This is a genomic window from Pseudomonas sp. TE3899 (assembly GCF_056279105.1).
Map to the genome: position 1 here is coordinate 3,725,236 of NZ_JBWBQR010000001.1, position 14,088 is coordinate 3,739,323.

Sequence of the window (14,088 nt, forward strand, 5' to 3'; positions counted from 1 at the left end):
CAGCGACCCGGGGTCGAAGCCGGAGCACTATCAACATGGCGCATTCACGCCCCCATACGAACTGAGGCAATTTTTGCCTTTCAGCTTCGCTTATATGGTGGGCCGTGTGGCGCGGGCCTCTCGGCTTACATGTTGATCGAGAATGTTCCGACTTCGAACGCCGCACGGTCCGCCACCCAAATCTGTCGAAGGATTAGTGGCGGCTCCTTTCTCAACATGGAGTCGCAAAATGATTGATCCCAAATTACATCAGCGTGAAATCCATCCGTACTTCACCCCAACCGTCTTCACCCGCCACAACCGCTTCCTCCACACGCTCATGCAAGACAACCAAGCCTGGTTCTGCGTCCACGACCTCGGTCGTCTGATGGGCCGCCCCATGGACGAACGCCTCACCCTTAAACTCGATCCCGATCAGCGCCGAAACGTCCGGCTGCTGAAAAGCGGTAATACCGTCGAATCTCTGATGGTCAGCGAATCAGGGATGTACGCCCTCCTGATCCACCATTTCATCCCGGAAAACCGCAACCTGCGCCAATGGCTGAGCAACGAAGTCATCCCGATGCTGCGCGAGTCGAGCGCGGCATCTGTGGATAACATTCCGAGCCTGAGTTCGTTGCAATGGGCCGGCATCTCGGTACCGCTGCTGCACTGGCAGCATCAGGCCTGGATCAAGTGGCGGGACATGCCTGAGCTGATGCAGGTACAGAGGCCGTTCAAGATCATGGGTACTTGCAGTTGAAGACAGGGTGAAGAAATACAAAAGGGGCAGACTTCTCAGTCTGCCCCTTTTGTTAGTCATCTCCTTAAAACCTCCATGAATTGCCTTTTGGGAAGTCTATCCGTAGCAGGACGAGGAGCTCACGTCGGCACTATCAATTCAACCGACGGAAAATAGCTGCGATAACGCTTGGCATCCCGAGTCAGCAACGGCAGCTTTTTCACAGCGGCATGCGCGCCGATGAAAAAATCCGCCAATACGTTGCTTTTTCCGCCCCCTACTTTCCGGTAGCGAACAAAAGCCTTGCCGGCCAAAAACAAAGCGGGACGCGGGAGTTCCCGCATCTCCAAACCGAGCTGAATGACCGCATCATCCAGCGCTTCAAAGGTGGTAAATGTATGAGAAAGCTCGGCGTAGATGATCGGATTAATGGCCAACTCATGAATCTGGGATTGAGCACGAAGCTGTTGTATGGACCAATCGGCCCAGACGGGATCGTCCTCCAGAACATCAATCAACACGTTCGTGTCGACCAATATCATCAGTCCTCACCTCGCAGCAACGCCATCAAATCATCAGTGCGCCACTTGATATCCGCTTTACCACGCGCAGCTTCGAACCGATCTGGTGTGGCTGTTTTTTTGGTTTTTGCCTTATGGCCGTGTAGCACGACCTCACCTTGCGCATTGACGCTGAATTCGATGGCCGAACCCGGCATCAGATGCAGCGCGTCACGAATAGGCTTGGGAATAGTGACCTGCCCTTTACTGGTCATAGTTGTCGTCATGTTGTTCTCCTGAAGTATTACTCTGAAGAGAAACGTAATACTAAGCGTGTGAACCTGCAACCGCCGCTCATCGTAGGCTCCTTCCCACTGCTTCGTAGGATATGACCGCAACACCAGCGTCACGGCCAATCCCCTCCTCCTCAAAACCTCGAAACACTCCTCATCGCATCCACCAGATACCGCATCGCAATCCGATCACTCTCGGACAGTTCCCTGTACCTCTCCACCAACTTCATCTCCTCTGAATTGAGCCGACGCCTACGCCTTCCGGTCGACAGGCACGGAAATATTCCTAACAGTTCGGTGATGCCTTGTACTTTCGACATGGACGATGTCCTTTTAATACGTCAAAGAAAACTTCAGAAAACCGCATCGCCCTACTCCTTTTTTCAGCAGTCGCTGGGTGCGCACTGAACCCGCCGGCCTGAAGGGCCGAAACCGGCTATGCCCATAGGATAGGAATTAAATCGGCGCTGAAAAGTGGTTTTTAGAGTAATTAGTCGAGAAAGGCACAAATGCCCTATAAAACAGAAAGTACTGTGGGAAACGTTACCGGACATGTCTTGTTTCATTGCCGCAACATCGTTGTGCTATCAATCATTTTTTCTCGATGACCGAACGGTTTAAGCTATTTGGCATCTGTTTAGAGTCCGTTGCGTTTGGCCGAAGGCATGTCCGAACCTCTATTTTTGATCCCAGCAGTGCCAGGAACGGCGCGGGATTGTTCACGACAGGTTGTACTTATGCACCGCAGGAATTTGCTCAAAGCGTCCATGGCTATCGCCGCCTACACCGGTCTGTCCGCCACTGGCCTGTTGGCCACACGGGCCTGGGCCGGGAATGGCGCCGCTGATGGTGACGCCCAGGCCTTCGACTTCGAAGCGCTGAAGATCCAGGCCAAGCAGCTTGCCGCCAGCCGCTATCAGGACACCAAGCAGGTGTTGCCACCCACCCTCGGGACGATGACGCCGCAGAACTTCAACGCGATCCAGTACGACGGCAAGCACTCGCTGTGGAACGACTTGAACGGTCAGCTGGACGTGCAGTTTTTCCACGTCGGCATGGGTTTCAAGCAGCCCGTGCGCATGTACAGCGTCGATCCCAAGACCCGTCAGGCCCGGGAAGTGCATTTCCGCCCGTCGCTGTTCAACTACGAAAAAACCACGGTCGACACCAAGCAGCTCACCGGCGACCTGGGGTTTTCCGGGTTCAAGTTGTTCAAGGCCCCGGAACTGGACAAGCACGATGTGCTGTCTTTCCTCGGCGCGAGTTACTTCCGCGCAGTCGATGCCTCTGGCCAATATGGCCTGTCCGCCCGAGGGCTGGCGATCGACACTTACGCCAAGAAGCGTGAGGAATTCCCGGACTTCACCAAGTTCTGGTTCGAGACGCCGGACAAGGACAGCACCCGTTTCGTGGTCTACGCCCTGCTCGATTCGCCGAGCGCCACCGGTGCCTACCGCTTCGACATCGACTGCCAGGCCAGCCAGGTGGTGATGGCCATCGACGCCCACATCAATGCGCGCACCGCCATTGAACAACTGGGCATTTCGCCGATGACCAGCATGTTCAGCTGCGGCACCCACGAGCGGCGCATGTGCGACACCATTCACCCGCAAATCCACGACTCCGATCGCCTGGCCATGTGGCGCGGCAATGGCGAGTGGATCTGCCGGCCGCTGAACAACCCGGCGACGTTGCAATTCAACGCCTTCGCCGACACCGACCCGAAAGGTTTCGGCCTGGTGCAGACCGATCACGAATTCGCCAGTTATCAGGACACCGTCGACTGGTACAGCAAGCGCCCGAGCCTGTGGGTAGAACCGACAACCGCGTGGGGCGAAGGCTCTATCGATCTGTTGGAAATTCCTACGACCGGCGAAACCCTGGATAACATCGTCGCGTTCTGGACGCCGAAAAAACCGGTGGCCGCCGGTGATTCGCTGAACTACGGCTACAAGCTGTACTGGAGCGCATTGCCGCCGGTCAGCACGCCGCTGGCGCGGGTCAATGCGACCCGTTCGGGCATGGGCGGCTTTATCGAAGGCTGGGCGCCGGGTGAGCATTACCCGGAGGTCTGGGCGCGACGCTTTGCGGTGGACTTCACCGGCGGTGGTCTGGACCGTTTACCGCCAGGCGCGGCGATCGAGCCGGTGGTCACCTGCTCGAATGGCGAGGTGAAGGACTTCAACGTGCTGGTGCTGGATGACATCAAGGGTTACCGGATTACGTTTGACTGGTTCCCGACCAATGACAGCGTGGCCCCGGTGGAGCTGCGATTGTTTATCCGCACCAATGACCGGACGCTGAGTGAAACCTGGTTGTACCAGTATTTCCCGCCGGCGCCGGAGAAGCGTAAGTACACCTGATATCAGGTGGTTGTTTGCGCGGGCCCCTTCGCGGGCAAGCCTTGCTCCTACAGGTGGCAATGCAATCCCTGTAGGAGCAAGGCTTGCCCGCGAAGACGGCCTGACAGACAACAAAAAACCCCGGCACAGAAACGCAAAAGCCCCGACCAACCCGGCCGGGGCTTTTTGTTTTACAGCGTTATTCAATCCCGCAAATCAGACTCATGAATCGGCTGGTCCCGATGGGTCGCCCGCTGATACTGCGCCGGCCACACCGCTTTGCGCCCGCCCAGGTCATCATCGGCATGCAACGGCCAGTACGGATCGCGCAACAACTCCCGGGCCAGGAAGATGATGTCCGCCTGGCAGGTCCGCAGAATGTGCTCAGCCTGCGCCGGCTCGGTAATCATGCCCACGGTGCCCGTGGCAATGCCGGACTCCTTACGCACGCGCTCAGCGAAGCGGGTTTGATAACCCGGTCCTGTAGGAATTTCCGCATTGGCCGCCGTGCCGCCCGACGAGACGTCGATCAAATCCACGCCCAGGTCCTTGAGACGGCGCGCCAGTTCCACGGTTTCATCCGGGTTCCAGCCATCTTCCACCCAGTCCGTCGCCGATACCCGCACGAACAGCGGCAACTCTTCAGGCCAGACCGCCCGCACCGCTTCGGTGACTTGCAACACCAGACGAATGCGATTTTCGAACGAGCCACCATATTGGTCGCGCCGCTGATTGCTCAGGGGCGACAGGAACTGGTGCAGCAGATAACCGTGAGCAGCGTGAATCTCAACCACTTTGAAACCGGCGGTCAGCGCGCGTTTGGCCGACTCGACAAAGGCCTGGATCACTTCGGCAATCTGCCCGTCATCGAGTTGCTTGGGCGGCGTGTGCTGTGGATCGAAAGCAATCGGCGAAGGCCCGACCGGGGTCCAGCCGCCGTCTTCGGGTTTGACGCTGCCGTGCTTGCCGATCCACGGCCGATGGGTGCTGGCCTTGCGCCCGGCGTGGGCCAGTTGAATACCGGCCACCGCGCCTTGGGCGGCGATAAACCGGGTGATGCGTTGCAGCGGTTCAATCTGTTCGTCATTCCACAGGCCGAGGTCTTCGGCGGTGATGCGGCCATCGGCGGTGACCGCCGTGGCTTCAGTAAAAATCAGACCGGCCCCGCCGACCGCGCGGCTGCCGAGGTGGACCAGGTGCCAGTCATTGGCCAGCCCATCGACGCTGGAGTATTGGCACATGGGCGATACGGCAATGCGGTTGAGCAGGGTCAATTGGCGAAGGGTATAGGGTTCAAGCAGCAGACTCATGGGGCACCTCTCGAATCAGTGGGCAGGCTCCAGGGTTCTGTTTGAAAAGTCGACGAGTGACAGGAAAAAGGCGCAACACCCGCCCCCGCGGGTAAAAAATTCGACAAGACGTCACAAGGCCAATCAAGCAGTGCTTAGAGCCTAGTCGACAACGGCGGATGAGGGAGGGTTCAGAGGGATTCGGTGTCAGAAAGATCGCTTTCGCGGGCAAGCCTCGCTCGGGTTTGGCGGCGTCCGAATGATTGGCGACGCCACAAGTCCTGTAGGAGCGAGGCTTGCCCGCGAAGGGGTCAACGCGGTTCGATGTGGGCAATCATCAACTGCACCGTCTCATTCCCGCGAAACTCGTTGAGGTCGAGTTTGTAGGCCAATTCCACCCATTTGATGGTTGGATTCGGCCAGATATCGCGGTCAATCCCGAACGCGATGCCATCGAGTTTCACCGAACCGCACTCACTTTTCAGCACCACTTTCAGGTGCCGCTCGCCGACCACCCGCTGCTCGACCAACTGGAACACCCCGTGGAACAGCGGCTCCGGGAAGTGCTGGCCCCAAGGCCCGGCGTGGCGCAGGGCGCGGGCCAGTTCCAGGTGAAATTCCTCGACCGCCAACGTGCCGTCCGACAGCAGGCGCCCGGTCAGGTCTTCTTCGCGCAATTGCCGACGCACTTCGGCGTCAAAGGCTTCGGCAAACAGCGGAAAATTCGCTTCCGGCAAGGTCAAGCCGGCCGCCATGGCGTGGCCGCCGTACTTGCTGATCAGGTTCGTATGCTGCGCCGCCACCACGCTCAGGGCATCACGAATGTGGAAGCCTTGCACCGAACGTCCCGAGCCCTTGAGCATGCCATCGCCGGCGTCGGCAAAGGCAATGGTCGGGCGGAAGTAGCGCTCTTTCATCCGCGAGGCGAGAATGCCGATCACGCCCTGGTGCCACTCGGGATCGAACAGACACAAGCCGAACGGCATCGATTCCACCGGCAGATCCTTGAGCTGGGCCAGCGCTTCACGCTGCATGCCCTGTTCGATGGATTTGCGGTCCTGGTTCATGCCGTCGAGCTGGCCGGCCATTTCCCGGGCGAGCCCGGCATCTTCAGTCAGCAGGCATTCGATGCCCAGGCTCATGTCATCCAGGCGCCCCGCCGCGTTCAGGCGTGGGCCGACGATAAAACCCAGGTCGGTCGAGGTGATGCGCGCCGGCTCGCGCTTGGCGACTTCAAGGATGGCCTTGATACCCGGCCGGGCGCGACCGGCGCGAATCCGTTCCAGGCCCTGGTGCACGAGGATGCGGTTGTTGGCATCCAGCGGCACCACGTCGGCCACGCTGCCGAGCGCCACCAGATCCAGCAATTCGCCGATGTTCGGCTGCGGCTTGCTTTCATACCAACCGAGGCTGCGCAGGCGAGCGCGCAGGGCCATCAGCACATAGAAGATTACGCCGACGCCGGCCAGCGCCTTGCTCGGGAACTCGCACCCTGGCTGGTTTGGATTGACGATGGCGTCGGCCAGCGGCAGTTCATCACCGGGCAAGTGGTGGTCGGTGACCAACACCTTGAGCCCGGCCTTTTTCGCCGCCGCCACGCCTTCAACGCTGGAGATGCCGTTGTCCACGGTGATCAGCAGTTGCGGGGTGCGGGTCAGCGCGACTTCGACGATTTCCGGGGTCAGGCCGTAGCCATACTCGAAACGGTTCGGCACCAGATAATCGACGTGGGCCGCGCCCAGCAAGCGCAACCCGAGCACACCGACGGTGCTGGCGGTCGCGCCATCGGCATCGAAGTCGCCGACGATCAGGATCCGCTGGCGCTGCTCCAGCGCCGTCACCAGCAGGTCCACCGCCGCATCGATGCCCTTGAGCTGCTCGAATGGAATCAAGCGTTTGAGGCTCTTATCCAGTTCAGCCTCGTTCAGCACGCCCCGCGCCGCGTACAGACGGGTCAACAGCGGCGGCAGATCACCGAGGAATGGCAGGGTGTCGGGCAACAGGCGAGGTTCGATGCGCATGGGGTGACAGGTGCTTCTCTTGAATACGTAGGATAAAACCGGGTGAAACGGGAAAGCGGCGAAAAATCAGCCGCGTTCGCCGCTCAGCCACTGCAACTGCACTTCATGCTGACCACGGTCGTCGGTGACGAAAATCGTCCCTTCGCTGATCATCACGTCCCACTTGATAACGCGGGGCATGTCTTTGGCGAGGGTTTCCAGAATGTCCTGAGGTACGGCGGCGATGTGCACGTTTTTCAGGTTCTTGATTGCCGGGATCACTTTGGTTTCCCAGACACGCAGGCTGCCATAGGCCAGCAGGCTGGTGCGCTCGGTACGGCGCGAGCACCAGGTCAGGCGATCGGCATCCGGCTGGCCGACTTCAATCCAGTGCAGGACCCGATCATCCAGGCTCTTTTCCCACAGGGCCGGTTCATCCACGTCTGACAGACCGCGACCGAACGACAGCTGCTCGTTGTACCAGAAGGCGTAGGCCAGCAGTCGCACGGTCATGCGCTCTTCGGTTTCCGAAGGGTGACGGGCGATGGTCTGCTTCACGCTCTCGTACACGCTGCGGTCGAGGTCGGTGAGGTTCAGTTCAAACTTGTAGGTCGTGGACGGCTGGGCCATGAACGGGCTTCTTGATACGAGGAAAGGCGGCAAGTCTAACCGATGCGGTAGGCAATCAACCAATTGACGGCCATCAACTTTGGGCGACTGACACGCGGCTATGTTAAAACGCACTACTCACACGACTTTGTCCTACAGGATCGCGCATGCCATTCACCGGAAAACCGCTCTCAGGTCTGAAAGTCATCGAATTGGGTACGTTGATTGCCGGGCCGTTTGCCTCGCGCATTTGCGGCGAGTTCGGCGCTGAAGTGATCAAGATCGAATCCCCGGACGGCGGGGACCCGTTGCGCAAATGGCGCAAGTTGTATGAAGGCACCTCCCTGTGGTGGTTCGTCCAGGCGCGCAACAAAAAGTCCCTGACCCTGAACCTCAAGCACCCGGATGGCCTGGAGATCCTGAAAAAACTGCTCAGCGAAGCCGACATCCTGATCGAGAATTTTCGCCCTGGTGTGTTGGAAAAGCTCGGCCTGGGGTGGGACGTTTTACATGCGCTCAACCCGAAACTGGTGATGGTGCGGCTCTCGGGCTTCGGCCAGACCGGGCCGATGAAAGATCAGCCGGGGTTTGGCGCCGTCGGTGAATCCATGGGCGGCCTGCGTTACATCACGGGTTTCGAGGATCGGCCACCGGTGCGCACCGGGATTTCCATCGGTGACTCGATTGCCGCGCTGTGGGGCGTGATCGGCGCATTGATGGCCCTGCGTCATCGCGAAGTCAACGGCGGCCTGGGCCAAGTGGTGGACGTGGCGCTGTACGAAGCAATCTTCGCGATGATGGAAAGCATGGTCCCGGAGTTCGATGTGTTCGGTTTTATCCGCGAACGCACCGGCAACATCATGCCCGGCATCACGCCCTCCTCCATCCACACCAGCGCCGACGGCAAGCACGTGCAGATCGGCGCTAACGGCGATGCGATCTTCAAGCGTTTCATGCTGATCATCGGTCGCGAAGACCTGGCCAACGACCCGGTGCTCGCTAGCAACGATGGCCGCGACAGCCGTCGCGACGAGATTTACGGGGTGATCGATCGCTGGGTCAACTCGCTGCCGCTCGACAGCGTGATTGCGCAATTGAACCAGGCCGACGTCCCGGCCAGCCGGATCTTCAGCGCCGAAGACATGTTCAGCGATCCGCAGTACCTGGCCCGGGAAATGTTCCTGCACGCCAAGCTGCCGGACGGCAAGGACTTCAAGATGCCGGGGATCGTGCCGAAACTCTCTGAGACACCCGGCACATCCGAATGGGTCGGACCGCAGCTGGGTGAACACAATGCGCAGGTACTTCACGATCTTGGCTATGACAAGGAACGGATCGCAAAGCTGCGTGAAGACGGAGCCATCTAAGCTGAAGCGCCTGCTTTCAGTCTTCATCCATCGCGCCAGCGGCCGGATTACGTTGGTGTTGTTGCTCGGTTTGAGCTCATCTGCCTGGGCACAACCGAAAGACACGTTGATCTGGCTGCTGCGCGACTTGCCGCCACTGACGATCTTCGAAGGCCCGGAAAAAGGCCAGGGGGTGGTCGATCAACTGATGCCGCTGCTAATCGCCGGGATGCCGCAATACGATCACACACTGATGCGGGTCAATCGCGCCCGTGGCATGCAGATGCTGCGTGAAGAATCGTTCACCTGCGATCCCTCGCTGATCTGGAGCAAGGAGCGGGAACAGTGGATCGCGTTTTCCATTCCTGTGTTCCGGGTCGTGAGCAATGGCCTTGCCGTGCGCCAGGAAGATCAATCGGAGCTGGAGCCGTTCCTGGTGAACGGCGAAATCGATCTGGCGGCGCTGCTGGCCGACGGCAGCAAGAAACTCGGAGCCGTGGCCGAGCGTAGCTACGGTCAACTCCTCGATGCTCAGTTGAAGCAGGCGCCGACCAATACCCTGACATTCCATTATGGAAACGACGCACTCGGCAGCCTGTTGCAGATGCAGCGCCTGGGGCGTTTGCTGGGCGTGTTGGGTTACTGGCCGGAGATCCGTTACCTGGCCCGGCAAGAACATATTGCTGACAAGGAGCTGGTGTTTTATCCGGTCAAGGGCACCGGCAGGTACCTTTCCACCTACATCGGCTGCTCGAATACGCCCCAGGGCCGACAGGCTATCAGCGAGATCAATCAGCTGTTGCGCACCCTGCCCCACGAGCGCCTGGCCCAGGCTTATGCCGACTGGCTCGACCCGGAACGGCGCCGCGATTACCTGGAGCAAGCCAAGGTCTTTTTCGAACAGCAGGCCGGCCAATGACAAATTCCGGGCAAAAAGAAACCCCGAGAAGTGGGGAGACGACTCGGGGTTAAACGTGGCCTACATAAAGACCAGTGGCAGCAAGCTACAAGCACCGGAGCACAATGCTTGATCCTGCTGTTACATGGTCTGACGACCTTGGCGCAGGAAGGTTCCCACGCCAAGGCAATTCAATTTCGATTGGCCAGGATCTTGTCCTGTGCCGCATTGCGCAACGCCGCGATGACACAGGGCTCCAGACGACCTTCGGCAATCAGCACATCGCGGTGCAATCCGTCGACGACATCCGTCAGTTGCCACTTGTCGCGCAACTGCGCCTGGTTGAACGCACGTTCCACGACAATGGCGCCGGCCGCATTCTTCAAGGTCACCAGGCATTCGCCATGGGCGCCCGATGGGGTCAACGAAACTTGATACGGGCTCAGAGCCTCACCGAGCAATAGGCTGATACTTTCCATCTCGCGATCACCACTCAATAGTCCGAAAACAAAGTGCCTGGGAGGGCGTGTCTACAGTTAATGACCCCTGGCCCGAGAAGAAAGTTCTGAATACCGCATGGCAGCGGTACCTGCGTCTCTGGGGAAATTGAGCATGCACCGCAAAGATGACAAGGAAAAAACAGCCGGTTTCAGGCCCTGGCTTGCAGCATCGACTCCAGGAGATAGACATCCAGCAGCCTGCGCATCAACACCGCGGACACGGGGGTGTGCAGCTGCCCCAGGAGTTTCACCTCGTTGTCCGCCAGCATGGCCGTCACGTCCGACATGACGCTCGACGCCACGTTGCCGAGCAGGATCAGCGCCCGCGCCTCGCGGTGCTGCGCCAGATGCTGCACCAGTGCCAGCCCGTCGCCCCCCTTGAGTTGCGGGTCGCAGAACGCGATGTCCACCGCGCCCCGGCGCCCCAGGGAACGCAGCGCCGCCGACATGGACGGCGCCGTGAGCACGTCATAGACCCCGATGGCGTTGAGCATTTGGTGCAGCGCCATCATCTGGAAAGGATTGTGTTCAAGAATCAGGATTTTGAGCGTGCGCATGGGCGACCTCTGGAACGACACTCGCGGACTCTCACCGCAGTTGTCGAACACTCTAGAAGAGCTTCCTTCAGCGTCCCATCGGAAAAGGAGTCGCGCCCCATAGGACAATTCCTAAACTTGCGAAGCCCCCCGGCAGTGACACGACCCCCTGCGCTGATCGATATCAGTCCACCCTCCCACCAGCCCCCGCAGCTGCCCGTCGGCACTGTAAAACGGCACCGTCCACTGGTAGACATCCCTCACACCGTTGTTGAACCGTAACTGGCGCTGACTGAACCGGGTTTTATGCGTATTGAGCTGGGCCATGAACTCGGCATGCAACATCTGCGCAGTCTCCGGGGGCAGGATGTCGACGTCGATCAGCTGTCGCCCCTGAACCTGGTCGAAGCGGGTCGATAAACCTTCCTCATAACTTTTGTTGCACATGATCAGCCGCCCCTGCAGATCACGCACGAACACCGGGTCGGGCATCGCGTCGATCAACGCATGCTGGAAGGCGAGTTGATCACTGAGGTCTTTTTCGGCGTCCCGGCGTTGCTTGACCAGCGCGGCCAGTCGCCGGTTCCAGAGCAAGGAAAGCAAACCGAACAGGCCGACGAAAAACATGCCCCAGCAGCCCAACTGAGCCACGCGCTGCCAGAAGGTGAGCGCCGGTTTGGGGGCAATGCCGTCCAGCCACTTCAGGCGAATGGCCCGTAGCTCGGCCGGTGGAAAGGCTTCAAGGGCCTTGTTGAGAATACTCAGCAACTGCGGCTGCCCTTTGCGTACAGCCAAGTGGTCCGCTTCCCACGACCCTTCCACGGTATGGCCTACCTTCAACTGTCCGATCGGATAGAGCTGCGCGCCGGTTTCGTTCTCGATGGTGGCGTAGGCCTCCCCGCTTTCCACCAGCGCCCGAGCCTCGGCGTAGGTCTTGACCGTGCGCAGCTCGATGGCCGGATAGTCACGCCGAATGGTTTCCTCCATGGCGTGCCTGGCCGGCAGCACCAAGACCCTTTTCGACAGCTGTTCCAGCGACTGCAACAACGGCGCCCCGGCCCGCCCGACCAACACCCAGGCGGACCCGCCGAAGGCATGGCTGAAATCCAGGAACTGCTTGCGCTCGTCATTGAACGCCAGCGTCGTGCTCATGTCCGCCGCACCGCTCTCCAGACGCCCGAGCAACTGATCGGTGGAAAACGATTCTTCATGGACAAAATGCAGCCCCGTCATCGCACTGATGCGGTTAAGCACGTCATTGTTCAGGCCGCTCCAATGACCGTGTTCGTCCTTGAACAGGTACAGCGGGTACTGCGTCGACGCGACGATGACCTTTGGATGCGCGCGTAGCCATTGTCGCTCCTGGGCATCCAGCTCAATGGCGTTGACACTCACTGACTCGGTGGCCTCATAGGCCACCAACTGTGCGGCCAGCGTGCACGAGCCAAAGCCCATAACGCTCAACAAAAAAACCCAGCACGCGGCTGGTTTCAACCCTATTGAAAACAACATTGCCACTTCCTTCGTGATCAACTCGCCCGTCCTTCGGGGGCGAAAACACGACAAGTGTGCACGCAGAAACAAAAAAGCCCGTCAGGAGACGGGCTTCAAAATGTGACAGTTTTGCGGGCTTAAAGCGGCTTGCCGCGGTTGCCATGCTGACTGACAAAGGCTTGCACGGCCTTCAGGTCATTTGGCAATACGGTGCAACGCTCATCTCTCTCAAACAAATCAGAAAGATGTGCAGGTAGTTCGAGAGCTTTTCCTACACCGGCTTTTTCCACGGCGTCCGGGAATTTGACCGGATGGGCCGTGCCGAGGATCACCATCGGGATGTCCAGGCTACGACGGCATTCGCGGGCAGCCTTGACGCCGATGGCGGTGTGCGGGTCCAGCACCTCGCCGGTCTGCTCGTAGACCTCGGCGATGGTTTCGCAGGTTTGTGCGTCATCCACGGCCAGGGAATCGAACAGCTTGCGCGCTTCGGTCCAGCGTTCTTGCTCGACGCTGAAGCCACCGCCCTGCTTGAAGTTGTCCATCAGGCCGGCAATCGCCGCGCCGTTGCGACCGTGCAGGTCGAACAGCAGGCGTTCGAAGTTCGACGACACCATGATGTCCATCGACGGCGACAGCGTGGCGTGCAGGGTTTCCTTGACGTACTGATTGCCGCTCATGAAGCGGTGCAGGATGTCGTTGCGGTTGGTGGCGACGATCAACTGGTTGATCGGCAGGCCCATGTTGCGCGCCAGGTAACCGGCGAAGATGTCGCCGAAGTTGCCGGTGGGCACCGAGAACGACACCGAACGCGCCGGGCCACCCAGTTGCAGCGCGGCGTGGAAGTAGTAAACGATCTGGGCCATGATCCGCGCCCAGTTGATCGAGTTCACCGCCACCAGGCGCGTGCCCTTGAGGAAGCTCTGGTCGGCGAAGCTGTTCTTGACCATTTCCTGGCAGTCATCGAAGTTGCCTTCGATGGCGATGTTGTGGATGTTCTCGCCGAAGATGGTGGTCATCTGGCGACGCTGCACTTCGGACACGCGGTTGTGCGGGTGCAGGATGAAGATGTCGACGTTTTCGCAGTGCTTGCAGCCTTCGATGGCGGCCGAACCGGTATCACCGGACGTTGCGCCAACGATCACCACGCGCTCGCCGCGTTTTTCCAGCGTGTAGTCGAGCAGGCGACCGAGCAGCTGCAGAGCGAAGTCCTTGAACGCCAGGGTCGGGCCGTGGAACAGCTCCAGCACCCATTCGTTGCCGTTCAACTGACGCAACGGGGCCACGGCGCTGTGGGCGAACACGCCGTAAGTCTCTTCAAGGATCTTTTTGAAATCGGCATCGGGAATGCTGCCGGCCACGAACGGGCGCATCACCCGGAAGGCCAGTTCGTGATACGGCAGGCCGGCCCAGGAGGCGATTTCTTCCTGGGTGAAACGTGGCAGGCATTCCGGCACATACAGGCCGCCGTCCGTGGCCAGACCGGCCAGCAGAACGTCTTCGAAATTCAGGGCCGGTGCCTGGCCGCGGGTACTGATATAGCGCATAGGGGCAAACCTT

Annotated in this window: 14 protein-coding genes; 4 read left to right on the plus strand and 10 right to left on the minus strand. The window is 59.5% G+C overall.

The features are described from left to right. The first annotated feature begins 229 nt into the window (after positions 1-229). Positions 230-742 carry a BRO-N domain-containing protein gene (locus ACZ89E_RS17110; RefSeq protein ID WP_476256110.1) on the plus strand — a complete coding sequence of 171 codons (513 nt, stop codon included), beginning with the start codon at positions 230-232 and terminating at the stop codon, positions 740-742. A gap of 119 nt (positions 743-861) precedes the next feature. Here ACZ89E_RS17110 and ACZ89E_RS17115 read toward each other — a convergent pair whose 3' ends face one another. From ACZ89E_RS17115 to ACZ89E_RS17125, 3 genes are all read right to left on the minus strand, one after another. Beyond that, positions 862-1,263, minus strand: a complete 402-nt coding sequence (locus ACZ89E_RS17115; protein ID WP_463259486.1) for a type II toxin-antitoxin system VapC family toxin — start codon at positions 1,261-1,263, stop codon at positions 862-864. Beyond that, a complete protein-coding gene (locus ACZ89E_RS17120) occupies positions 1,263-1,508 on the minus strand; it encodes an AbrB/MazE/SpoVT family DNA-binding domain-containing protein (protein WP_463259485.1) in 246 nt (81 codons plus the stop codon). Before ACZ89E_RS17120 ends, ACZ89E_RS17115 begins: the two co-directional genes overlap by 1 nt. Positions 1,509-1,648: 140 nt before the next feature. After that, complete coding sequence (locus ACZ89E_RS17125) at positions 1,649-1,834, minus strand: hypothetical protein (RefSeq protein ID WP_213939850.1); 186 nt, start codon at positions 1,832-1,834, stop codon at positions 1,649-1,651. A 417-nt stretch (positions 1,835-2,251) separates the two neighbouring features. Between ACZ89E_RS17125 and ACZ89E_RS17130 the strand changes: the two genes are divergently transcribed. Next, complete coding sequence (locus ACZ89E_RS17130) at positions 2,252-3,877, plus strand: glucan biosynthesis protein D (RefSeq protein WP_149657437.1); 1,626 nt, start codon at positions 2,252-2,254, stop codon at positions 3,875-3,877. A gap of 182 nt (positions 3,878-4,059) precedes the next feature. On the opposite strand, the gene ACZ89E_RS17135 is transcribed toward ACZ89E_RS17130, so the two are convergent. The 3 genes from ACZ89E_RS17135 to ACZ89E_RS17145 all read right to left on the minus strand — a co-directional run bounded on the left by ACZ89E_RS17135 (position 4,060) and on the right by ACZ89E_RS17145 (position 7,775). Then, positions 4,060-5,166: an NADH:flavin oxidoreductase/NADH oxidase gene (locus tag ACZ89E_RS17135; protein ID WP_476256111.1), complete on the minus strand. Its 1,107-nt coding sequence runs from the start codon at positions 5,164-5,166 to the stop codon at positions 4,060-4,062. 290 nt (positions 5,167-5,456) lie between these two features. Beyond that, positions 5,457-7,166, minus strand: coding sequence for a single-stranded-DNA-specific exonuclease RecJ (recJ, locus tag ACZ89E_RS17140; RefSeq protein WP_476256112.1), 1,710 nt, complete (start codon positions 7,164-7,166; stop codon positions 5,457-5,459). Positions 7,167-7,232: 66 nt separating this feature from the next. After that, positions 7,233-7,775: a YaeQ family protein gene (locus tag ACZ89E_RS17145; protein ID WP_010462971.1), complete on the minus strand. Its 543-nt coding sequence runs from the start codon at positions 7,773-7,775 to the stop codon at positions 7,233-7,235. Between the two features lie 146 nt (positions 7,776-7,921). Between ACZ89E_RS17145 and ACZ89E_RS17150 the strand changes: the two genes are divergently transcribed. Continuing rightward, positions 7,922-9,121, plus strand: coding sequence for a CaiB/BaiF CoA transferase family protein (locus ACZ89E_RS17150; RefSeq protein ID WP_149657440.1), 1,200 nt, complete (start codon positions 7,922-7,924; stop codon positions 9,119-9,121). Next, positions 9,102-10,019: a TIGR02285 family protein gene (locus tag ACZ89E_RS17155; RefSeq protein WP_476256113.1), complete on the plus strand. Its 918-nt coding sequence runs from the start codon at positions 9,102-9,104 to the stop codon at positions 10,017-10,019. The genes ACZ89E_RS17150 and ACZ89E_RS17155 overlap by 20 nt, the downstream gene beginning before the upstream one ends. A 170-nt stretch (positions 10,020-10,189) precedes the next feature. Here the strand turns inward: ACZ89E_RS17155 and ACZ89E_RS17160 are convergent, their stop codons facing one another. The 4 genes from ACZ89E_RS17160 to thrC form a co-directional block, all read right to left on the minus strand. Beyond that, on the minus strand, positions 10,190-10,477 hold the full coding sequence (locus ACZ89E_RS17160; protein ID WP_149657442.1) for a DUF3509 domain-containing protein: 288 nt from the start codon (positions 10,475-10,477) through the stop codon (positions 10,190-10,192). Positions 10,478-10,647: 170 nt separating this feature from the next. Next, positions 10,648-11,055 (minus strand): response regulator, encoded by a 408-nt coding sequence (locus tag ACZ89E_RS17165; protein WP_149657443.1) that lies wholly within the window; start codon positions 11,053-11,055, stop codon positions 10,648-10,650. Between the two features lie 111 nt (positions 11,056-11,166). Next, complete coding sequence (locus ACZ89E_RS17170) at positions 11,167-12,546, minus strand: transporter substrate-binding domain-containing protein (protein WP_149657444.1); 1,380 nt, start codon at positions 12,544-12,546, stop codon at positions 11,167-11,169. Positions 12,547-12,665: 119 nt separating this feature from the next. Continuing rightward, a complete protein-coding gene (thrC, locus tag ACZ89E_RS17175) occupies positions 12,666-14,075 on the minus strand; it encodes a threonine synthase (protein ID WP_123405607.1) in 1,410 nt (469 codons plus the stop codon). Positions 14,076-14,088 lie beyond the last annotated feature (13 nt).